Here is a 26,754-nt window from a genome sequence, read left to right on the forward strand (position 1 = left end):
ACAGATAAAAAAACCAAATTCTATTTTTTTTCGTAAATAGAATATTAAAAATACTACTATCCAAATACCCCAGATATACATGATAAATTTTACCTCCGTAAAGAATTACATGACAAGAAAATTACACATTATAACTATTGAATTATTTTTTATTGTTTTAATGTTAGCGGTTACTTCGGTTTCATTTTCTCAATCAACAAATCGATACCAGGGTGTTATAAAAGGAGGAGCCACGCTGTTTGGTAACTCATGGTATTATTCGACCACGGCCAATGCTGGCTTTGGTACAAATGTTAGATTAGTTCCTGATATTGACGGTGATCCTACGACTAGCCATTCAACAAGTTCAGATTTAATTTTACCGGCTGGATCTCGAATAGAAAGAGCATTTTTGGCCATTGAAAAAGGTCGAAGCAATAATAATGTAAGCAATAATTTTACGTCGGTGAAATTTAAAGCTCCAGGAAATACAGCGTACACTACTTTATTGGTCGCGGATGCAATAGCAAACAAAAGAGTTGTGGGTGATGCGTATTACCATCAATCAATATGGGATATTACCTCAATGATGCCTGCAAATGGATACGTGAGTGTGACTGGTGGCGGACCAGATGGAAGATACTTTCTTGCAGATCCTAACCCGATGCCTATAGCTGAAAATTTACCAATGGGTGGATGGTCTATTATCGTGGTCTATAGTAATGCCACTTCACCATCTAGAAACATTACAGTTGCTGACAATTGGCAGTTTTTTAACAATGCGACAGTCAATTCAGATGTAAACAATGTAACTGTTCCTGCTTCGGGAATAGTTACTGCTGTTGTTGGTTTAACAGGAACTTATGGTGATAGAAATTATGCGGATTATTTAAGATTTGGAAGATTAATAGGTACAACTCCAACTTTAAATAATTTAGCAGACCCTAGTACAGGAAGAGTAGATGATGCTTTAAACAGTAGTATCGCCATGACTGCAAATAATAATGTTTCCGCAGATGGCGGTCCTGCGATGTCTGGTAATATAACTACTCGAAACCCAATCAGTGCAGGCCACTTATATGGTCCTGCTGAATCTTGGGATTATGATGCTGATATTTTTAATGCGTCAGGTATTTTACCAAATTCACTAACTCCTATAAATGTTAGATTACAACAACAATCCACAGGAGGAGACTATTTAGTTGCAGGTTCTTATTTTATATCGATAGATGTAACCGCTCCTACAGTAACAAAAACGCTTTCCCCTACAACAATTATAGACGGACAAACTGCTACTTATACTTGGGTTGTTTCAAATAATGGTGGTGGAGCTGCTTTATTAACAGGATTAGGTTTTGTAGATACATTACCTTCTAGTTTAAGAGTAGCAGCTACTCCTAATATGACCATTAATTATACCGGAGGAGGAACTTTAGGTACGGTAACTGCAAATCCAAATTCGGGAAGCGTTTCCCTTTCTGGATTGACTTTGCCTGCTGGAGCAACAGCTACGATTACTGTAGATATTACCAATCGTCCTGGTCAATACAATCCATCCTGTACAGGAAATCCGGGCCCTTTTACAAATAGTAATTCTAATTTTACAACTACAGGCGGTGTCTCTACAAATGTAGTACCACAATGTTTAATTGTTCAACCTGAATGTTCTGCATATTCTTTAGTTGTAAATAATCCAGCTGCAGTTTGTTCTCCTGCTACGGTGAATTTAACAACAAATGCTATTACTGCAGGTTCCTCAAATCAAACATATACATATTACACTGATTCAGCTGCAACAAATGTTTATGCAACACCTACAGCTGCAACTGCTGGTACCTATTATATTAAAGGTACAAATACAATAGGCTGTACTGATACAAAACCTGTGGTGGTAATGGTTACTGCAGCTCCAAATGCAGGAACTCTATCTGGAACACAAGCAATTTGTGTTGGAGGCACGACTACATTCACATCTAACGGAAATTCCGGAGGAACATGGAGTTCAAATGCAATCGGAGTTGCTACTGTGAATGCTTCAAGCGGAGTTATAACAGGAGCTGGTCCAGGAACAGCGACAATCAGATATACTGTAACAGGTACTGGAGGATGTAACAATGTTACCGCTACTAGAACGGTTACGGTAACAGCTGCACCAAATGCAGGAACAGTATCAGGAACACAAGCTATTTGTGTTGGAGGTACAACTGCATTCTCATCTAATGGAAATGGTGGAGGAACATGGAGTTCTGACGCAATTGGAGTAGCCACGGTTAATTCATCAGGAGTAGTTTCAGGCGTTAGTCCAGGAACAGCGACTATTACATATACAGTTACGGGAACCGGAGGTTGTAGCAATGTTACAGCGACTAGAACAGTAACGGTAACTGCTGCGCCAAATGCAGGAACAGTATCAGGAACACAAGCTATTTGTGCTGGAGGCTCTACGACCTTTACTTCAAGTGGAAATACTGGAGGTACATGGAGTTCAAATGCAACTGGAGTTGCTACTGTGGATGCTTCAAGCGGAGTTATAACAGGAGCCGGTCCAGGAACAGCTACTATAACATATACTGTAATAGGTACTGGAGGTTGTGGTAATACTACCGCTACTAGAACGGTTACGGTAACCGCTGCACCAAATGCGGGAACAGTATCAGGAACACAAGCTATTTGTGTTGGAGGTACAACTGCATTCTCATCTAATGGAAATGGTGGAGGAACATGGAGTTCAGATGCAACTGGAGTTGCTACTGTGAATGCTTCAAACGGAGCTATAACAGGCGCTGGTCCAGGAATAGCGACTATCACATATACAGTTACGGGAACCGGAGGTTGTAGCAATGTTACAGCGACTAGAACAGTAACGGTAACTGCTGCGCCAAATGCAGGAACAGTATCAGGAACACAAGCTATTTGTGTTGGAGGCTCTGCGACCTTTACTTCAAGTGGAAATACTGGAGGTACGTGGAGTACAAATGCAATAGGAGTTGCTACTGTTAATGCTTCAAGCGGAGTTATAACAGGAGCTGGTCCAGGAACAGCTACTATAACATATACTGTAATAGGTACTGGAGGTTGTGGTAATACTACCGCTACTAGAACGGTTACGGTAACCGCTGCACCAAATGCGGGAACAGTATCAGGAACACAAGCTATTTGTGTTGGAGGTACAACTGCATTCTCATCTAATGGAAATGGTGGAGGAACATGGAGTTCAGATGCAACTGGAGTTGCTACTGTGAATGCTTCAAACGGAGCTATAACAGGAGCCGGTCCAGGAACAGCGACTATCACATATACAGTCACGGGAACCGGAGGTTGTAGCAATGTTACAGCGACTAGAACAGTAACGGTAACTGCTGCGCCAAATGCAGGAACAGTATCAGGAACACAAGCTATTTGTGTTGGAGGCTCTGCGACCTTTACTTCAAGTGGAAATACTGGAGGTACGTGGAGTACAAATGCAATAGGAGTTGCTACTGTGGATGCTTCAAGCGGAGTTATAACAGGAGCCGGTCCAGGAACAGCTACTATAACATATACTGTAACAGGTACAGGAGGTTGCGGTAATACTACCGCTATTAGAACAGTAACAGTAACCGCTGCACCAAATGCAGGAACAGTATCAGGAACACAAGCTATTTGTGTTGGAGGTACAACTGCATTCTCATCTAATGGAAGTTCAGGAGGAACATGGAGTTCAGATGCAACGGGAGTTGCTACGGTTAGTACATCAGGATTGATTTCAGGAATTGCTCCTGGAACTACTACTATTACCTATACAGTATTAGGCAGTGGAGGATGTGCTAATGCTACTTCGACAAGAACAGTTACAGTGTATTCACCAAATATAACTTTAACAGGAACAACTGCAATCGCTGAAAATTCTGGAAGCAGCAGAACATTGACTGCCACTTTATCAACAGTAACTATTAGTGATGTTGTTGTTACAATTTCTTACTTAGGAACAGCAACATCAGGATCTGATTATACGGCAAGCAGTACAACTATTACTATCCCAACGGGATTTACTACAGGAACTGTTACCATTACCCCAGTAGATGATACTATTAATGAAGGTTCTGAAACTGTTATAGCCAATGTCGTTAATGTAACTGGAGGTTGTGCTTCAGAGTTAGGTGATCAAACTGCTACAGTTACTATCACAGACAATGATGCTGCGCCTGTTGTGAACGCTATTACAAACGCTAGTGCTACTGAAGGATCAAATGTGTCATTCAACTTTACGTTGAGCAACCCATCTGCGGTAGCGACTACGTATACCTTCAACTTAACTAATGGAACTGCTGGAAGCGCGGATTACACTACAACAGCTGTTACAGTAACAGTTCCTGCGGGAGCAACTACCGGAACGGTAAGTGTACCAACGACCCAAGATACTATTGACGAATCCGATGAGACCTTCACAATCAACAATGGAGCAGTAAGTGCTACAGGTACTATTTTAGATAATGATGCTGCGCCTGTTGTGAACGCTATTACGAATGCTTCTGCTACTGAAGGATCAAATGTGGTATTCAACTTTACGTTGAGCAACCCATCTGCGGTAGCGACTACGTATACTTTCACGTTGACTAATGGAACTGCTGGAAGCGCGGATTACACTACAACAGCTGTTACAGTAACAGTTCCTGCGGGAGCAACTACCGGAACGGTAAGTGTACCAACGACCCAAGATACAATTGACGAGTTGGATGAGACCTTCACAATCAACAATGGAGCAGTAAGTGCTACAGGTACTATTTTAGATAATGATGCTGCGCCTGTTGTGAACGCTATTACGAATGCTTCTGCTACTGAAGGATCAAATGTGGTATTCAACTTTACGTTGAGCAACCCATCTGCGGTAGCGACTACGTATACTTTCACGTTGACTAATGGAACTGCTGGAAGCGCGGATTACACTACAACAGCTGTTACAGTAACAGTTCCTGCGGGAGCAACTACCGGAACGGTAAGTGTACCAACGACCCAAGATACTATTGACGAGTTGGATGAGACCTTCACGATCAACAATGGAGCAGTAAGTGCTACAGGTACTATTTTAGATAATGATGCTGCGCCTGTTGTGAACGCTATTGCAAACGCTAGTGCTACTGAAGGATCTAATGTGGTATTCAACTTTACGTTGAGCAACCCATCTGCGGTAGCGACTACGTATACCTTCAACTTAACTAATGGAACTGCTGGAAGCGCGGATTACACTACAACAGCTGTTACAGTAACAGTTCCTGCGGGAGCAACTACCGGAACGGTAAGTGTACCAACGACCCAAGATACAATTGACGAGTTGGATGAGACCTTCACGATCAACAATGGAGCAGTAAGTGCTACAGGTACTATTTTAGATAATGATGCTGCGCCTGTTGTGAACGCTATTGCAAACGCTAGTGCTACTGAAGGATCAAATGTGGTATTCAACTTTACGTTGAGCAACCCATCTGCGGTAGCGACTACGTATACTTTCACGTTGACTAATGGAACTGCTGGAAGCGCGGATTACACTACAACAGCTGTTACAGTAACAGTTCCTGCGGGAGCAACTACCGGAACGGTAAGTGTACCAACGACCCAAGATACTATTGACGAGTTGGATGAGACCTTCACGATCAACAATGGAGCAGTAAGTGCTACAGGTACTATTTTAGATAATGATGCTGCGCCTGTTGTGAACGCTATTGCAAACGCTAGTGCTACTGAAGGATCAAATGTGGTATTCAACTTTACGTTGAGCAACCCATCTGCGGTAGCGACTACGTATACCTTCAACTTAACTAATGGAACTGCTGGAAGTGCGGATTACACTACAACAGCTGTTACAGTAACAGTTCCTGCGGGAGCAACTACCGGAACGGTAAGTGTACCAACGACCCAAGATACCATTGACGAATCAGATGAAACGTTCAGCATTGCTGTTGGAACTGTTAGTGCTACAGGTACTATTTTAGATAATGATGCTGCGCCTGTTGTGAACGCTATTGCGAATGCTAGTGCTACTGAAGGATCAAATGTGGTATTCAACTTTACGTTGAGCAACCCATCTGCGGTAGCGACTACGTATACCTTCAACTTGACTAATGGAACCGCTGGAAGTGCGGATTACACTACAACAGCTGTTACAGTAACAGTTCCTGCGGGAGCAACTACCGGAACGGTAAGTGTACCAACGACCCAAGATACTATTGACGAATCAGATGAAACGTTCAGCATTGCTGTTGGAACTGTTAGTGCTACAGGTACTATTTTAGATGATGATAACGCATCTACTGTTGCAACTATCAGTCCTGCTAGTGCTACTGAAGGATCAAATGTGGTATTCAACTTTACGTTGAGCAACCCATCTGCGGTAGCGACTACGTATACCTTCAACTTAACTAATGGAACTGCTGGAAGCGCGGATTACACTACAACAGCTGTTACAGTAACAGTTCCTGCGGGAGCAACTACCGGAACGGTAAGTGTACCAACGACCCAAGATACTATTGACGAGTTAGATGAGACCTTCACAATCAACAATGGAGCAGTAAGTGCTACAGGTACTATTTTAGATAATGATGCTGCGCCTGTTGTGAACGCTATTACAAACGCTAGTGCTACTGAAGGATCAAATGTGGTATTCAACTTTACGTTGAGCAACCCATCTGCGGTAGCGACTACGTATACCTTCAACTTAACTAATGGAACTGCTGGAAGCGCTGATTACACTACAACAGCTGTTACAGTAACAGTTCCTGCGGGAGCAACTACCGGAACGGTAAGTGTACCAACGACCCAAGATACTATTGACGAATCCGATGAGACCTTCACAATCAACAATGGAGCAGTAAGTGCTACAGGTACTATTTTAGATGATGATGCTGCGCCTGTTGTGAACGCTATTACAAACGCTAGTGCTACTGAAGGATCAAATGTGGTATTCAACTTTACGTTGAGCAACCCATCTGCGGTAGCGACTACGTATACCTTCAACTTAACTAATGGAACTGCTGGAAGTGCGGATTACACTACAACAGCTGTTACAGTAACAGTTCCTGCGGGAGCAACTACCGGAACGGTAAGTGTACCAACGACCCAAGATACTATTGACGAATCAGATGAAACGTTCAGCATTGCTGTTGGAACTGTTAGTGCTACAGGTACTATTTTAGATGATGATAACGCATCTACTGTTGCAACTATCAGTCCTGCTAGTGCTACTGAAGGATCAAATGTGGTATTCAACTTTACGTTGAGCAACCCATCTGCGGTAGCGACTACGTATACCTTCAACTTAACTAATGGAACCGCTGGAAGCGCGGATTACACTACAACAGCTGTTACAGTAACAGTTCCTGCGGGAGCAACTACCGGAACGGTAAGTGTACCAACGACCCAAGATACTATTGATGAATCAGATGAGACCTTCACAATCAACAATGGAGCAGTAAGTGCTACAGGTACTATTTTAGATAATGATGCTGCGCCTATAGTAACCGGAATCGCACCAGCAAGCGCGACAGAAGGATCAAATGTGGTATTCAACTTTACGTTGAGCAACCCATCTGCGGTAGCGACTACGTATACCTTCAACTTAACTAATGGAACTGCTGGAAGCGCGGATTACACTACAACAGCTGTTACAGTAACAGTTCCTGCGGGAGCAACTACCGGAACGGTAAGTGTACCAACGACACAAGATACTATTGACGAATCAGATGAAACGTTCAGCATTGCTGTTGGAACCGTTAGTGCTACAGGTACTATTTTAGATAATGATGCTGCGCCTGTTGTGAACGCTATTGCGAACGCTAGTGCTACTGAAGGATCAAATGTGTCATTCAACTTCACGTTGAGCAACCCATCTGCGGTAGCGACTACGTATACCTTCAACTTAACTAATGGAACCGCTGGAAGTGCGGATTACACTACAACAGATGTTACAGTAACTGTTCCTGCGGGAGCAACTACCGGAACGGTAAGTGTACCAACGACCCAAGATACTATTGACGAGTTGGATGAGACCTTCACGATCAACAATGGAGCAGTAAGTGCTACAGGTACTATTTTAGATAATGATGCTGCGCCTGTTGTGAACGCTATTGCAAACACTAGTGCTACTGAAGGATCAAATGTGGTATTCAACTTTACATTGAGCAACCCATCTGCGGTAGCGACTACGTATACCTTCAACTTAACTAATGGAACTGCTGGAAGTGCGGATTACACTACAACAGCTGTTACAGTAACAGTTCCTGCGGGAGCAACTACCGGAACGGTAAGTGTACCAACGACCCAAGATACAATTGACGAGTTGGATGAGACCTTCACAATCAACAATGGAGCAGTAAGTGCTACAGGTACTATTTTAGATGATGATGCTGCGCCTGTTGTGAACGCTATTGCAAACGCTAGTGCTACTGAAGGATCAAATGTGTCATTCAACTTTACGTTGAGCAACCCATCTGCGGTAGCGACTACGTATACCTTCAACTTAACTAATGGAACTGCTGGAAGCGCGGATTACACTACAACAGCTGTTACAGTAACAGTTCCTGCGGGAGCAACTACCGGAACGGTAAGTGTACCAACGACCCAAGATACTATTGACGAGTTGGATGAGACCTTCACGATCAACAATGGAGCAGTAAGTGCTACAGGGACTATTTTAGATGATGATGCTGCGCCTGTTGTGAACGCTATTGCGAATGCTTCTGCTACTGAAGGATCAAATGTGTCATTCAACTTTACGTTGAGCAACCCATCTGCGGTAGCGACTACGTATACCTTCAACTTGACTAATGGAACTGCTGGAAGTGCGGATTACACTACAACAGCTGTTACAGTAACAGTTCCTGCGGGAGCAACTACCGGAACGGTAAGTGTACCAACGACCCAAGATACCATTGACGAGTTAGATGAGACCTTCACGATCAACAATGGAGCAGTAAGTGCTACAGGTACTATTTTAGATAATGATGCTGCGCCTGTTGTGAACGCTATTGCGAACGCTTCTGCTACTGAAGGATCAAATGTGTCATTCAACTTTACATTGAGCAACCCATCTGCGGTAGCGACTACGTATACCTTCAACTTAACTAATGGAACCGCTGGAAGCGCTGATTACACTACAACAGCTGTTACAGTAACAGTTCCTGCGGGAGCAACTACCGGAACGGTAAGTGTACCAACGACCCAAGATACTATTGACGAATCAGATGAAACGTTCAGCATTGCTGTTGGAACTGTTAGTGCTACAGGTACTATTTTAGATGATGATAACGCATCTACTGTTGCAACTATCAGTCCTGCTAGTGCTACTGAAGGATCAAATGTGGTATTCAACTTTACGTTGAGCAACCCATCTGCGGTAGCGACTACGTATACCTTCAACTTAACTAATGGAACTGCTGGAAGCGCGGATTACACTACAACAGCTGTTACAGTAACAGTTCCTGCGGGAGCAACTACCGGAACGGTAAGTGTAACAACGACACAAGATACTATTGACGAATCAGATGAAACGTTCAGCATTGCTGTTGGAACCGTTAGTGCTACAGGTACTATTTTAGATGATGATAACGCATCTACAGTTGCAACTATCAGTCCTGCTAGTGCTACTGAAGGATCAAATGTGTCATTCAACTTTACATTGAGCAACCCATCTGCGGTAGCGACTACGTATACCTTCAACTTAACTAATGGAACCGCTGGAAGCGCGGATTACACTACAACAGCTGTTACAGTAACAGTTCCTGCGGGAGCAACTACCGGAACGGTAAGTGTACCAACGACCCAAGATACTATTGACGAATCAGATGAAACGTTCAGCATTGCTGTTGGAACTGTTAGTGCTACAGGTACTATTTTAGATGATGATAACGCATCTACTGTTGCAACTATCAGTCCTGCTAGTGCTACTGAAGGATCAAATGTGGTATTCAACTTTACGTTGAGCAACCCATCTGCGGTAGCGACTACGTATACCTTCAACTTAACTAATGGAACTGCTGGAAGCGCGGATTACACTACAACAGCTGTTACAGTAACAGTTCCTGCGGGAGCAACTACCGGAACGGTAAGTGTACCAACGACCCAAGATACTATTGACGAGTTGGATGAGACCTTCAGCATTGCTGTTGGAACTGTTAGTGCTACAGGTACTATTTTAGATGATGATAACGCATCTACTGTTGCAACTATCAGTCCTGCTAGTTCTACTGAAGGATCAAATGTGGTATTCAACTTTACGTTGAGCAACCCATCTGCGGTAGCGACTACGTATACTTTCACGTTGACTAATGGAACTGCTGGAAGCGCGGATTACACTACAACAGCTGTTACAGTAACAGTTCCTGCGGGAGCAACTACCGGAACGGTAAGTGTACCAACGACCCAAGATACTATTGACGAGTTAGATGAGACCTTCACAATCAACAATGGAGCAGTAAGTGCTACAGGTACTATTTTAGATAATGATGCTGCGCCTTTTGTGAACGCTATTGCAAGCGCTAGTGCTACTGAAGGATCAAATGTGTCATTCAACTTTACGTTGAGCAACCCATCTGCGGTAGCGACTACGTATACCTTCAACTTAACTAATGGAACCGCTGGAAGCGCTGATTACACTACAACAGCTGTTACAGTAACAGTTCCTGCGGGAGCAACTACCGGAACGGTAAGTGTACCAACGACCCAAGATACTATTGACGAATCAGATGAAACGTTCAGCATTGCTGTTGGAACTGTTAGTGCTACAGGTACTATTTTAGATGATGATAACGCATCTACTGTTGCAACTATCAGTCCTGCTAGTGCTACTGAAGGATTAAATGTGTCATTCAACTTTACGTTGAGCAACCCATCTGCGGTAGCGACTACGTATACTTTCACGTTGACTAATGGAACCGCTGGAAGCGCTGATTACACTACAACAGCTGTTACAGTAACAGTTCCTGCGGGAGCAACTACCGGAACGGTAAGTGTACCAACGACCCAAGATACAATTGACGAGTTGGATGAGACCTTCACAATCAACAATGGAGCAGTAAGTGCTACAGGTACTATTTTAGATAATGATGCTGCGCCTGTTGTGAACGCTATTACGAATGCTTCTGCTACTGAAGGATCAAATGTGTCATTCAACTTTACGTTGAGCAACCCATCTGCGGTAGCGACTACGTATACCTTCAACTTAACTAATGGAACTGCTGGAAGTGCGGATTACACTACAACAGATGTTACAGTAACAGTTCCTGCGGGAGCAACTACCGGAACGGTAAGTGTACCAACGACCCAAGATACTATTGACGAGTTAGATGAGACCTTCACAATCAACAATGGAGCAGTAAGTGCTACAGGTACTATTTTAGATAATGATGCTGCGCCTTTTGTGAACGCTATTGCAAGCGCTAGTGCTACTGAAGGATCAAATGTGTCATTCAACTTTACGTTGAGCAACCCATCTGCGGTAGCGACTACGTATACCTTCAACTTAACTAATGGAACTGCTGGAAGCGCGGATTACACTACAACAGCTGTTACAGTAACAGTTCCTGCGGGAGCAACTACCGGAACGGTAAGTGTACCAACGACCCAAGATACTATTGACGAGTTGGATGAGACCTTCGCGATCAACAATGGAGCAGTAAGTGCTACAGGTACTATTTTAGATAATGATGCTGCGCCTGTTGTGAACGCTATTGCAAACGCTTCTGCTACTGAAGGATCAAATGTGTCATTCAACTTTACATTAAGCAACCCATCTGCGGTAGCGACTACGTATACCTTCAACTTAACTAATGGAACCGCTGGAAGCGCGGATTACACTACAACAGCTGTTACAGTAACAGTTCCTGCGGGAGCAACTACCGGAACGGTAAGTGTACCAACGACCCAAGATACTATTGACGAATCAGATGAAACGTTCAGCATTGCTGTTGGAACTGTTAGTGCTACAGGTACTATTTTAGATGATGATAACGCATCTACTGTTGCAACTATCAGTCCTGCTAGTGCTCCTGAAGGATCAAATGTGGTATTCAACTTTACATTGAGCAACCCATCTGCGGTAGCGACTACGTATACCTTCAACTTAACTAATGGAACCGCTGGAAGCGCGGATTACACTACAACAGCTGTTACAGTAACAGTTCCTGCGGGAGCAACTACCGGAACGGTAAGTGTACCAACGACCCAAGATACCATTGACGAATCAGATGAAACGTTCAGCATTGCTGTTGGAACCGTTAGTGCTACAGGTACTATTTTAGATGATGATAACGCATCTACAGTTGCAACTATCAGTCCTGCTAGTGCTACTGAAGGATCAAATGTGTCATTCAACTTTACATTGAGCAACCCATCTGCGGTAGCGACTACGTATACCTTCAACTTAACTAATGGAACCGCTGGAAGCGCGGATTACACTACAACAGCTGTTACAGTAACAGTTCCTGCGGGAGCAACTACCGGAACGGTAAGTGTACCAACGACCCAAGATACTATTGACGAATCAGATGAAACGTTCAGCATTGCTGTTGGAACTGTTAGTGCTACAGGTACTATTTTAGATGATGATAACGCATCTACTGTTGCAACTATCAGTCCTGCTAGTGCTACTGAAGGATCAAATGTGGTATTCAACTTTACGTTGAGCAACCCATCTGCGGTAGCGACTACGTATACCTTCAACTTAACTAATGGAACTGCTGGAAGCGCGGATTACACTACAACAGCTGTTACAGTAACAGTTCCTGCGGGAGCAACTACCGGAACGGTAAGTGTACCAACGACCCAAGATACTATTGACGAATCCGATGAGACCTTCACAATCAACAATGGAGCAGTAAGTGCTACAGGTACTATTTTAGATAATGATGCTGCGCCTGTTGTGAACGCTATTGCGAATGCTTCTGCTACTGAAGGATCAAATGTGGTATTCAACTTTACGTTGAGCAACCCATCTGCGGTAGCGACTACGTATACCTTCAACTTAACTAATGGAACTGCTGGAAGCGCGGATTACACTACAACAGCTGTTACAGTAACAGTTCCTGCGGGAGCAACTACCGGAACGGTAAGTGTACCAACGACCCAAGATACTATTGACGAGTTGGATGAGACCTTCAGCATTGCTGTTGGAACTGTTAGTGCTACAGGTACTATTTTAGATGATGATAACGCATCTACTGTTGCAACTATCAGTCCTGCTAGTGCTACTGAAGGATCAAATGTGTCATTCAACTTTACGTTGAGCAACCCATCTGCGGTAGCGACTACGTATACCTTCAACTTAACTAATGGAACTGCTGGAAGTGCGGATTACACTACAACAGCTGTTACAGTAACAGTTCCTGCGGGAGCAACTACCGGAACGGTAAGTGTACCAACGACCCAAGATACTATTGACGAGTTGGATGAAACGTTCAGCATTGCTGTTGGAACCGTTAGTGCTACAGGTACTATTTTAGATAATGATGCTGCGCCTGTTGTGAACGCTATTGCGAACGCTAGTGCTACTGAAGGAGCAAATGTGTCATTCAACTTTACGTTGAGCAACCCATCTGCGGTAGCGACTACGTATACCTTCAACTTAACTAATGGAACTGCTGGAAGTGCGGATTACACTACAACAGATGTTACAGTAACAGTTCCTGCGGGAGCAACTACCGGAACGGTAAGTGTACCAACGACCCAAGATACTATTGACGAGTTAGATGAGACCTTCACAATCAACAATGGAGCAGTAAGTGCTACAGGTACTATTTTAGATAATGATGCTGCGCCTTTTGTGAACGCTATTGCAAGCGCTAGTGCTACTGAAGGATCAAATGTGTCATTCAACTTTACGTTGAGCAACCCATCTGCGGTAGCGACTACGTATACCTTCAACTTAACTAATGGAACTGCTGGAAGCGCGGATTACACTACAACAGCTGTTACAGTAACAGTTCCTGCGGGAGCAACTACCGGAACGGTAAGTGTAACAACGACCCAAGATACTATTGACGAGTTGGATGAGACCTTCGCGATCAACAATGGAGCAGTAAGTGCTACAGGTACTATTTTAGATAATGATGCTGCGCCTGTTGTGAACGCTATTGCAAACGCTTCTGCTACTGAAGGATCAAATGTGTCATTCAACTTTACATTAAGCAACCCATCTGCGGTAGCGACTACGTATACCTTCAACTTAACTAATGGAACCGCTGGAAGCGCGGATTACACTACAACAGCTGTTACAGTAACAGTTCCTGCGGGAGCAACTACCGGAACGGTAAGTGTACCAACGACCCAAGATACTATTGACGAATCAGATGAAACGTTCAGCATTGCTGTTGGAACTGTTAGTGCTACAGGTACTATTTTAGATGATGATAACGCATCTACTGTTGCAACTATCAGTCCTGCTAGTGCTCCTGAAGGATCAAATGTGGTATTCAACTTTACATTGAGCAACCCATCTGCGGTAGCGACTACGTATACCTTCAACTTAACTAATGGAACCGCTGGAAGCGCGGATTACACTACAACAGCTGTTACAGTAACAGTTCCTGCGGGAGCAACTACCGGAACGGTAAGTGTACCAACGACCCAAGATACTATTGACGAATCAGATGAAACGTTCAGCATTGCTGTTGGAACCGTTAGTGCTACAGGTACTATTTTAGATGATGATAACGCATCTACTGTTGCAACTATCAGTCCTGCTAGTGCTACTGAAGGATCAAATGTGTCATTCAACTTTACGTTGAGCAACCCATCTGCGGTAGCGACTACGTATACTTTCACGTTGACTAATGGAACCGCTGGAAGCGCGGATTACACTACAACAGCTGTTACAGTAACAGTTCCTGCGGGAGCAACTACCGGAACGGTAAGTGTACCAACGACCCAAGATACCATTGACGAATCAGATGAAACGTTCAGCATTGCTGTTGGAACTGTTAGTGCTACAGGTACTATTTTAGATGATGATAACGCATCTACTGTTGCAACTATCAGTCCTGCTAGTGCTACTGAAGGATCAAATGTGGTATTCAACTTTACGTTGAGCAACCCATCTGCGGTAGCGACTACGTATACCTTCAACTTAACTAATGGAACTGCTGGAAGCGCGGATTACACTACAACAGCTGTTACAGTAACAGTTCCTGCGGGAGCAACTACCGGAACGGTAAGTGTACCAACGACCCAAGATACCATTGACGAATCAGATGAAACGTTCAGCATTGCTGTTGGAACCGTTAGTGCTACAGGTACTATTTTAGATGATGATAACGCATCTACAGTTGCAACTATCAGTCCTGCTAGTGCTACTGAAGGATCAAATGTGTCATTCAACTTTACATTGAGCAACCCATCTGCGGTAGCGACTACGTATACCTTCAACTTAACTAATGGAACCGCTGGAAGCGCGGATTACACTACAACAGCTGTTACAGTAACAGTTCCTGCGGGAGCAACTACCGGAACGGTAAGTGTACCAACGACCCAAGATACTATTGACGAATCAGATGAAACGTTCAGCATTGCTGTTGGAACTGTTAGTGCTACAGGTACTATTTTAGATGATGATAACGCATCTACTGTTGCAACTATCAGTCCTGCTAGTGCTACTGAAGGATCAAATGTGTCATTCAACTTTACGTTGAGCAACCCATCTGCGGTAGCGACTACGTATACCTTCAACTTAACTAATGGAACTGCTGGAAGTGCGGATTACACTACAACAGCTGTTACAGTAACAGTTCCTGCGGGAGCAACTACCGGAACGGTAAGTGTACCAACGACCCAAGATACTATTGACGAGTTGGATGAGACCTTCAGCATTGCTGTTGGAACTGTTAGTGCTACAGGTACTATTTTAGATGATGATAACGCATCTACTGTTGCAACTATCAGTCCTGCTAGTGCTACTGAAGGATCAAATGTGTCATTCAACTTTACGTTGAGCAACCCATCTGCGGTAGCGACTACGTATACCTTCAACTTAACTAATGGAACTGCTGGAAGTGCGGATTACACTACAACAGATGTTACAGTAACAGTTCCTGCGGGAGCAACTACCGGAACGGTAAGTGTACCAACGACCCAAGATACTATTGACGAGTTAGATGAGACCTTCACAATCAACAATGGAGCAGTAAGTGCTACAGGTACTATTTTAGATGATGATAACGCATCTACTGTTGCAACTATCAGTCCTGCTAGCGCGACAGAAGGCGATGCAATCGTATTCGAATTTGTATTGAGCAACCCAAGTGCAGTAGCAACTACGTATACTTTCACGTTGACCAATGGAACAGCGGGTGATTTAGATTACACGACAACGGATGTAACAGTGATTGTACCAGCAGGTGCAACCACAGGAACAGTAAGTGTACCAACGACTCAAGATGCTATTGACGAATCAGATGAAACGTTCAGCATTGCTGTTGGAACTGTTAGTGCTACAGGTACTATTTTAGATGATGATAACGCATCTACTGTTGCAACTATCAGTCCTGCTAGTGCTACTGAAGGATCAAATGTGGTATTCAACTTTACGTTGAGCAACCCATCTGCGGTAGCGACTACGTATACCTTCAACTTAACTAATGGAACTGCTGGAAGCGCGGATTACACTACAACAGCTGTTACAGTAACAGTTCCTGCGGGAGCAACTACCGGAACGGTAAGTGTACCAACGACCCAAGATACCATTGACGAATCAGATGAAACGTTCAGCATTGCTGTTGGAACTGTTAGTGCTACAGGTACTATTTTAGATAATGATGCTGCGCCTGTTGTGAACGCTATTGCGAATGCTAGTGCTACTGAAGGATCAAATGTGGTATTCAACTTTACGTTGAGCAACCCATCTGCGGTAGCGACTACGTATACCTTCAACTTAACTAATGGAACTGCTGGAAGCGCGGATTACACTACAACAGCTGTTACAGTAACAGTTCCTGCGGGAGCAACTACCGGAACGGTAAGTGTAACAACGACACAAGATACTATTGACGAATCAGATGAAACGTTCAGCATTGCTGTTGGAACCGTTAGTGCTACAGGTACTATTTTAGATGATGATAACGCATCTACAGTTGCAACTATCAGTCCTGCTAGTGCTACTGAAGGATCAAATGTGTCATTCAACTTTACATTGAGCAACCCATCTGCGGTAGCGACTACGTATACCTTCAACTTAACTAATGGAACCGCTGGAAGCGCGGATTACACTACAACAGCTGTTACAGTAACAGTTCCTGCGGGAGCAACTACCGGAACGGTAAGTGTACCAACGACCCAAGATACTATTGACGAATCAGATGAAACGTTCAGCATTGCTGTTGGAACTGTTAGTGCTACAGGTACTATTTTAGATGATGATAACGCATCTACTGTTGCAACTATCAGTCCTGCTAGTGCTACTGAAGGATCAAATGTGGTATTCAACTTTACGTTGAGCAACCCATCTGCGGTAGCGACTACGTATACCTTCAACTTGACTAATGGAACCGCTGGAAGTGCGGATTACACTACAACAGCTGTTACAGTAACAGTTCCTGCGGGAGCAACTACCGGAACGGTAAGTGTACCAACGACACAAGATGCTATTGACGAATCAGATGAAACGTTCAGCATTGCTGTTGGAACCGTTAGTGCTACAGGTACTATTTTAGATAATGATGCTGCGCCTGTTGTGAACGCTATTGCGAACGCTAGTGCTACTGAAGGATCAAATGTGTCATTCAACTTTACGTTGAGCAACCCATCTGCGGTAGCGACTACGTATACCTTCAACTTAACTAATGGAACTGCTGGAAGTGCGGATTACACTACAACAGCTGTTACAGTAACAGTTCCTGCGGGAGCAACTACCGGAACGGTAAGTGTACCAACGACCCAAGATACTATTGACGAGTTGGATGAGACCTTCAGCATTGCTGTTGGAACTGTTAGTGCTACAGGTACTATTTTAGATGATGATAACGCATCTACTGTTGCAACTATCAGTCCTGCTAGTGCTACTGAAGGATCAAATGTGTCATTCAACTTTACGTTGAGCAACCCATCTGCGGTAGCGACTACGTATACCTTCAACTTAACTAATGGAACTGCTGGAAGTGCGGATTACACTACAACAGATGTTACAGTAACAGTTCCTGCGGGAGCAACTACCGGAACGGTAAGTGTACCAACGACCCAAGATACTATTGACGAGTTAGATGAGACCTTCACAATCAACAATGGAGCAGTAAGTGCTACAGGTACTATTTTAGATGATGATAACGCATCTACTGTTGCAACTATCAGTCCTGCTAGCGCGACAGAAGGCGATGCAATCGTATTCGAATTTGTATTGAGCAACCCAAGTGCAGTAGCAACTACGTATACTTTCACGTTGACCAATGGAACAGCGGGTGATTTAGATTACACGACAACGAATGTGACGGTAACAATACCAGCAGGTGCAACCACAGGAACAGTAAGTGTACCAACGACTCAAGATGCTATTGATGAAGCAGATGAAACGTTCACAATCAACAATGGAGCAGTAAGTGCTACAGGAACGATAGTGGATAATGATAATGCACCGACAGTAACCGGAATTGCACCAGCAAGTGCCACAGAAGGCGATGCAATCGTATTCGAATTTACATTGAGCAACCCAAGTGCAGTTGCAACTACGTATACTTTCACGTTGACCAATGGAACAGCGGGTGATTTAGATTACACGACAACGGATGTAACGGTAACCGTACCAGCAGGTGCAACCACAGGAACAGTAAGTGTACCAACGACTCAAGATACCATTGATGAAGCAGATGAAACGTTCACAATCAACAATGGAGCAGTAAGTGCTACAGGAACGATAGAGGATAATGATAATGCACCAACAGTAACCGAAATTACAGCGTCAAGCGCGACAGAAGGCGATGCAATCGTATTCGAATTTACATTGAGCAACCCAAGTGCAGTTGCAACTACGTATACTTTCACGTTGACCAATGGAACAGCGGGTGATTTAGATTACACGACAACGAATGTAACGGTAACCGTACCAGCAGGGGCAACCACAGGAACAGTAAGTGTACCAACGACTCAAGATACCATTGACGAAGCAGATGAGACTTTCACAATCAACAATGGAGCAGTAAGTGCTACAGGAACGATAGTGGATAATGATAATGCACCAACAGTAACCGGAATTGCACCAGCAAGTGCCACAGAAGGAAGCCCAGTAGTGTTTGACTTTACGTTGAGCAACCCATCTGCGGTAGCAACTACTTATACTTTCACGTTGACTAATGGAACAGCGGGTGATTTAGATTACACGACAACGGATGTGACGGTAACCGTACCAGCAGGTGCAACCACAGGAACAGTAAGTGTACCAACGACTCAAGATACCATTGACGAAGCAGATGAGACTTTCACAATCAACAATGGAGCAGTAAGTGCTACAGGAACGATAGTGGATAATGATAATGCACCAACAGTAACCGAAATTACAGCGTCAAGCGCGACAGAAGGCGATGCAATCGTATTCGAATTTACATTGAGCAACCCAAGTGCAGTTGCAACTACGTATACTTTCACGTTGACCAATGGAACAGCGGGTGATTTAGATTACACGACAACGGATGTAACGGTAACCGTACCAGCAGGTGCAACCACAGGAACAGTAAGTGTACCAACGACTCAAGATGCTATTGATGAAGCAGATGAAACTTTCACAATCAACAATGGAGCAGTAAGTGCTACAGGAACGATAGAGGATAATGATAATGCACCAACAGTAACCGAAATTACAGCGTCAAGCGCGACAGAAGGCGATGCAATCGTATTCGAATTTACATTGAGCAACCCAAGTGCAGTTGCAACTACGTATACTTTCACGTTGACCAATGGAACAGCGGGTGATTTAGATTACACGACAACGGATGTAACAGTGATTGTACCAGCAGGTGCAACCACAGGAACAGTAAGTGTACCAACGACTCAAGATGCTATTGATGAAGCAGATGAGACCTTCACAATCAACAATGGAGCAGTAAGTGCTACAGGAACGATAGAGGATAATGATAATGCACCAACAGTAATCGGAATCGCACCAGCAAGTGCCACAGAAGGCGATCCAATCGTATTCGAATTTGTATTGAGCAACCCAAGTGCAGTAGCTACGACGTATACTTTCACGTTGACCAATGGAACAGCGGGTGATTTAGATTACACGACAACGGATGTAACGGTAACCGTACCAGCAGGTGCAACCACAGGAACAGTAAGTGTACCAACGACTCAAGATGCTATTGATGAAGCAGATGAAACGTTCACAATCAACAATGGAGCAGTAAGTGCTACAGGAACGATAGAGGATAATGATAATGCACCAACAGTAACCGAAATTACAGCGTCAAGCGCGACAGAAGGCGATGCAATCGTATTCGAATTTACATTGAGCAACCCAAGTGCAGTTGCAACTACGTATACTTTCACGTTGACCAATGGAACAGCGGGTGATTTAGATTACACGACAACGGATGTAACAGTGATTGTACCAGCAGGTGCAACCACAGGAACAGTAAGTGTACCAACGACTCAAGATGCTATTGATGAAGCAGATGAGACCTTCACAATCAACAATGGAGCAGTAAGTGCTACAGGAACGATAGAGGATAATGATAATGCACCAACAGTAATCGGAATCGCACCAGCAAGTGCCACAGAAGGCGATCCAATCGTATTCGAATTTGTATTGAGCAACCCAAGTGCAGTAGCTACGACGTATACTTTCACGTTGACCAATGGAACAGCGGGTGATTTAGATTACACGACAACGGATGTAACGGTAACCGTACCAGCAGGTGCAACCACAGGAACAGTAAGTGTACCAACGACTCAAGATACCATTGACGAAGCAGATGAGACTTTCACAATCAACAATGGAGCAGTAAGTGCTACAGGAACGATAGTGGATAATGACAATGCACCGACAGTAACCGGAATTGCACCAGCAAGTGCCACAGAAGGAAGCCCAGTAGTGTTTGACTTTACGTTGAGCAACCCAAGTGCAGTAGATACGACGTATACCTTTACATTCACCAATGGAACAGCGGGTGATTTAGATTACACGACAACGAATGTGACGGTAACCGTACCAGCAGGTGCAACCACAGGAACAGTAAGTGTACCAACGACTCAAGATGCTATTGATGAAGCAGATGAGACTTTCACAATCAACAATGGAGCAGTAAGTGCTACAGGAACGATAGAGGATAATGATAATGCACCAACAGTAACCGAAATTACAGCGTCAAGCGCGACAGAAGGCGATGCAATCGTATTCGAATTTACATTGAGCAACCCAAGTGCAGTTGCAACTACGTATACTTTCACGTTGACCAATGGAACAGCGGGTGATTTAGATTACACGACAACGGATGTAACAGTGATTGTACCAGCAGGTGCAACCACAGGAACAGTAAGTGTACCAACGACTCAAGATGCTATTGATGAAGCAGATGAAACGTTCACAATCAACAATGGAGCAGTAAGTGCTACAGGAACGATAGAGGATAATGATAATGCACCAACAGTAATCGGAATCGCACCAGCAAGTGCCACAGAAGGCGATCCAATCGTATTCGAATTTGTATTGAGCAACCCAAGTGCAGTAGCTACGACGTATACTTTCACGTTGACCAATGGAACAGCGGGTGATTTAGATTACACGACAACGGATGTAACGGTAACCGTACCAGCAGGTGCAACCACAGGAACAGTAAGTGTACCAACGACTCAAGATGCTATTGATGAAGCAGATGAAACGTTCACAATCAACAATGGAGCAGTAAGTGCTACAGGAACGATAGAGGATAATGATAATGCACCAACAGTAACCGAAATTACAGCGTCAAGCGCGACAGAAGGCGATGCAATCGTATTCGAATTTACATTGAGCAACCCAAGTGCAGTTGCAACTACGTATACTTTCACGTTGACCAATGGAACAGCGGGTGATTTAGATTACACGACAACGGATGTAACAGTGATTGTACCAGCAGGTGCAACCACAGGAACAGTAAGTGTACCAACGACTCAAGATGCTATTGATGAAGCAGATGAGACCTTCACAATCAACAATGGAGCAGTAAGTGCTACAGGAACGATAGAGGATAATGATAATGCACCAACAGTAATCGGAATCGCACCAGCAAGTGCCACAGAAGGCGATCCAATCGTATTCGAATTTGTATTGAGCAACCCAAGTGCAGTAGCTACGACGTATACTTTCACGTTGACCAATGGAACAGCGGGTGATTTAGATTACACGACAACGGATGTAACGGTAACCGTACCAGCAGGTGCAACCACAGGAACAGTAAGTGTACCAACGACTCAAGATACCATTGACGAAGCAGATGAGACTTTCACAATCAACAATGGAGCAGTAAGTGCTACAGGAACGATAGTGGATAATGACAATGCACCGACAGTAACCGGAATTGCACCAGCAAGTGCCACAGAAGGAAGCCCAGTAGTGTTTGACTTTACGTTGAGCAACCCAAGTGCAGTAGATACGACGTATACCTTTACATTCACCAATGGAACAGCGGGTGATTTAGATTACACGACAACGAATGTGACGGTAACCGTACCAGCAGGTGCAACCACAGGAACAGTAAGTGTACCAACGACTCAAGATGCTATTGATGAAGCAGATGAGACTTTCACAATCAACAATGGAGCAGTAAGTGCTACAGGAACGATAGTGGATAATGACAATGCACCAACAGTAATCGGAATCGCACCAGCAAGTGCCACAGAAGGCGATGCAATCGTATTCGAATTTGTATTGAGCAACCCATCTGCAGTAGATACGACGTATACCTTTACATTCACCAATGGCACAGCGGGTGATTTAGATTACACGACAACGAATGTGACGGTAACAATACCAGCAGGTGCAACCACAGGAACAGTAAGTGTACCAACGACTCAAGATGCTATTGATGAAGCAGATGAAACGTTCACAATCAACAATGGAGCAGTAAGTGCTACAGGAACGATAGTGGATAATGATGATGCACCAACAGTAATCGGAATTGCACCAGCAAGTGCCACAGAAGGAAGCCCAGTAGTGTTTGACTTTACGTTGAGCAACCCAAGTGCAGTAGCAACTACGTATACTTTCACGTTGACCAATGGAACAGCGGGTGATTTAGATTACACGACAACGGATGTAACAGTGATTGTACCAGCAGGTGCAACCACAGGAACAGTAAGTGTACCAACGACTCAAGATGCTATTGATGAAGCAGATGAGACCTTCACAATCAACAATGGAGCAGTAAGTGCTACCGGAACGATAGTGGATAATGACAATGCACCGACAGTAACCGGAATTACAGCGTCAAGCGCGACAGAAGGCGATGCAATCGTATTCGAATTTACATTGAGCAACCCAAGTGCAGTTGCAACTACGTATACTTTCACGTTGACCAATGGAACAGCGGGTGATTTAGATTACACGACAACGGATGTAACAGTGATTGTACCAGCAGGTGCAACCACAGGAACAGTAAGTGTACCAACGACTCAAGATGCTATTGATGAAGCAGATGAGACTTTCACAATCAACAATGGAGCAGTAAGTGCTACAGGAACGATAGAGGATAATGATAATGCACCAACAGTAACCGAAATTACAGCGTCAAGCGCGACAGAAGGCGATGCAATCGTATTCGAATTTACATTGAGCAACCCAAGTGCAGTTGCAACTACGTATACTTTCACGTTGACCAATGGAACAGCGGGTGATTTAGATTACACGACAACGGATGTAACAGTGATTGTACCAGCAGGTGCAACCACAGGAACAGTAAGTGTACCAACGACTCAAGATGCTATTGATGAAGCAGATGAAACGTTCACAATCAACAATGGAGCAGTAAGTGCTACAGGAACGATAGAGGATAATGATAATGCACCAACAGTAATCGGAATCGCACCAGCAAGTGCCACAGAAGGCGATCCAATCGTATTCGAATTTGTATTGAGCAACCCAAGTGCAGTAGCTACGACGTATACTTTCACGTTGACCAATGGAACAGCGGGTGATTTAGATTACACGACAACGGATGTAACGGTAACCGTACCAGCAGGTGCAACCACAGGAACAGTAAGTGTACCAACGACTCAAGATACCATTGACGAAGCAGATGAGACTTTCACAATCAACAATGGAGCAGTAAGTGCTACAGGAACGATAGTGGATAATGACAATGCACCGACAGTAACCGGAATTGCACCAGCAAGTGCCACAGAAGGAAGCCCAGTAGTGTTTGACTTTACGTTGAGCAACCCATCTGCAGTTGCAACTACGTATACCTTTACATTCACCAATGGAACAGCGGGTGATTTAGATTACACGACAACGAATGTGACGGTAACCGTACCAGCAGGTGCAACCACAGGAACAGTAAGTGTACCAACGACTCAAGATACCATTGACGAAGCAGATGAGACTTTCACAATCAACAATGGAGCAGTAAGTGCTACAGGAACGATAGTGGATAATGACAATGCACCAACAGTAATCGGAATCGCACCAGCAAGTGCCACAGAAGGAAGCCCAGTAGTGTTTGACTTTACGTTGAGCAACCCAAGTGCAGTAGCAACTACGTATACTTTCACGTTGACCAATGGAACAGCGGGTGATTTAGATTACACGACAACGGATGTAACAGTGATTGTACCAGCAGGTGCAACCACAGGAACAGTAAGTGTACCAACGACTCAAGATGCTATTGATGAATCAGATGAAACGTTCACCATCAACAATGGAGCAGTAAGTGCTACAGGAACGATAGTGGATAATGACAATGCACCGACAGTAACCGGAATTGCACCAGCAAGTGCCACAGAAGGAAGCCCAGTAGTGTTTGACTTTACGTTGAGCAACCCATCTGCAGTAGCTACGACGTATACTTTCACGTTGATCAATGGAACAGCGGGTGATTTAGATTACACGACAACGGATGTAACGGTAACCGTACCAGCAGGTGCAACCACAGGAACATTAAGTGTACCAACGACTCAAGATGCTATTGATGAAGCAGATGAAACGTTCACAATCAACAATGGAGCAGTAAGTGCTACAGGAACGATAGTGGATAATGACAATGCACCAACAGTAATCGGAATCGCACCAGCGAGTGCCACAGAAGGCGATGCAATCGTATTCGAATTTGTATTGAGCAACCCAAGTGCAGTAGCTACGACGTACACCTTTACATTCACCAATGGAACAGCGGGTGATTTAGATTACACGACAACGAATGTAACGGTAACCGTACCAGCAGGTGCAACCACAGGAACAGTAAGTGTACCAACGACTCAAGATGCTATTGATGAAGCAGATGAAACGTTCACAATCAACAATGGAGCAGTAAGTGCTACAGGAACGATAGTGGATAATGACAATGCACCAACAGTAATCGGAATCGCACCAGGAAGTGCCACAGAAGGCGATGCAATCGTATTCGAATTTGTATTGAGCAACCCAAGTGCAGTAGATACGACGTATACCTTTACATTCACCAATGGAACAGCGGGTGATTTAGATTACACGACAACGAATGTGACGGTAACAGTACCAGCAGGTGCAACCACAGGAACAGTAAGTGTACCAACGACTCAAGATGCTATTGATGAAGCAGATGAGACTTTCACAATAAACAATGGAGCAGTAAGTGCTACAGGAACGATAGTGGATAATGACAATGCACCAACAGTAATCGGAATCGCACCAGCAAGTGCCACAGAAGGCGATGCAATCGTATTCGAATTTGTATTGAGCAACCCATCTGCAGTAGATACGACGTATACCTTTACATTCACCAATGGAACAGCGGGTGATTTAGATTACACGACAACGAATGTGACGGTAACCGTACCAGCAGGTGCAACCACAGGAACAGTAAGTGTACCAACGACTCAAGATGCTATTGATGAAGCAGATGAGACTTTCACGATCAACAATGGAGCAGTAAGTGCTACAGGAACGATAGTGGATAATGATGATTCTCCGAATTTAAGCGTATTAAAAGCGGGAGTATTTAATGATGAAAATGGGGATGGGTTTGCTCAGGTAGGTGAGACTATAAGTTATACTTTTATAATCACTAACACTGGAAGCACTGTTCTAAATAATGTAACTGTCAGTGATTCTTTACCAGGTTTGGTAATTACAGGAAGTGCTATTGCATCCTTAGGTTTAACAGAAATTAATAGTACTGCTTATTCAGCAGTTTACACAATAACACAATTGGATATTAATTTTGGAAAAGTTACTAATCAGGCTATTGTTACCGGATTGACTCCTCAATTAGTTTTAATAGAAAGTAACTCCAATATTGTAATTACCATATTAGAGGATGAACCAAAAGTTGACCCAGCCTGTACTATAAAAATATTCAATGCTGTATCACCAAATGGTGATGGTAATAATGACATTTTAAGAATTGATGGAATAGAATGTTATCCTGAGAATACAGTAGAAATATATAATCGTTGGGGTGTTTTGGTATTTGAAAGAAATGGTTACAATAATGAAGATAAGGCATTTATTGGTATATCAGAAGGTAGAGTAACGGTTAACAAAAAGGAAGCGTTACCTGTAGGAACTTACTATTATATCTTTAAGTATAAAGATCAAGATAATAAGCAACAGGAAAAAGCCGGTTATTTATATATAAATATATAAATGGAAAGAAATAA

General features: G+C 43.8%; 1 protein-coding gene. It reads left to right on the forward strand.

What is annotated here, in order from left to right; all coding sequences use genetic code 11:
• Positions 1-109: 109 nt before the first annotated feature.
• Positions 110-26,740 (forward strand): Calx-beta domain-containing protein, encoded by a 26,631-nt coding sequence (locus AC0J6S_RS10475; protein ID WP_474953759.1) that lies wholly within the window; start codon positions 110-112, stop codon positions 26,738-26,740.
• Positions 26,741-26,754: the final 14 nt, after the last annotated feature.

Source organism: Flavobacterium sp. TS_SC_5, assembly GCF_056156265.1.

What these genes read in the sequence shown, in the direction of transcription:
- AC0J6S_RS10475 (WP_474953759.1), top strand. Translation starts at nt 110, where the DNA reads ATGACAAGAAAATTACACATTATAACTATTGAATTATTTTTTATTGTT.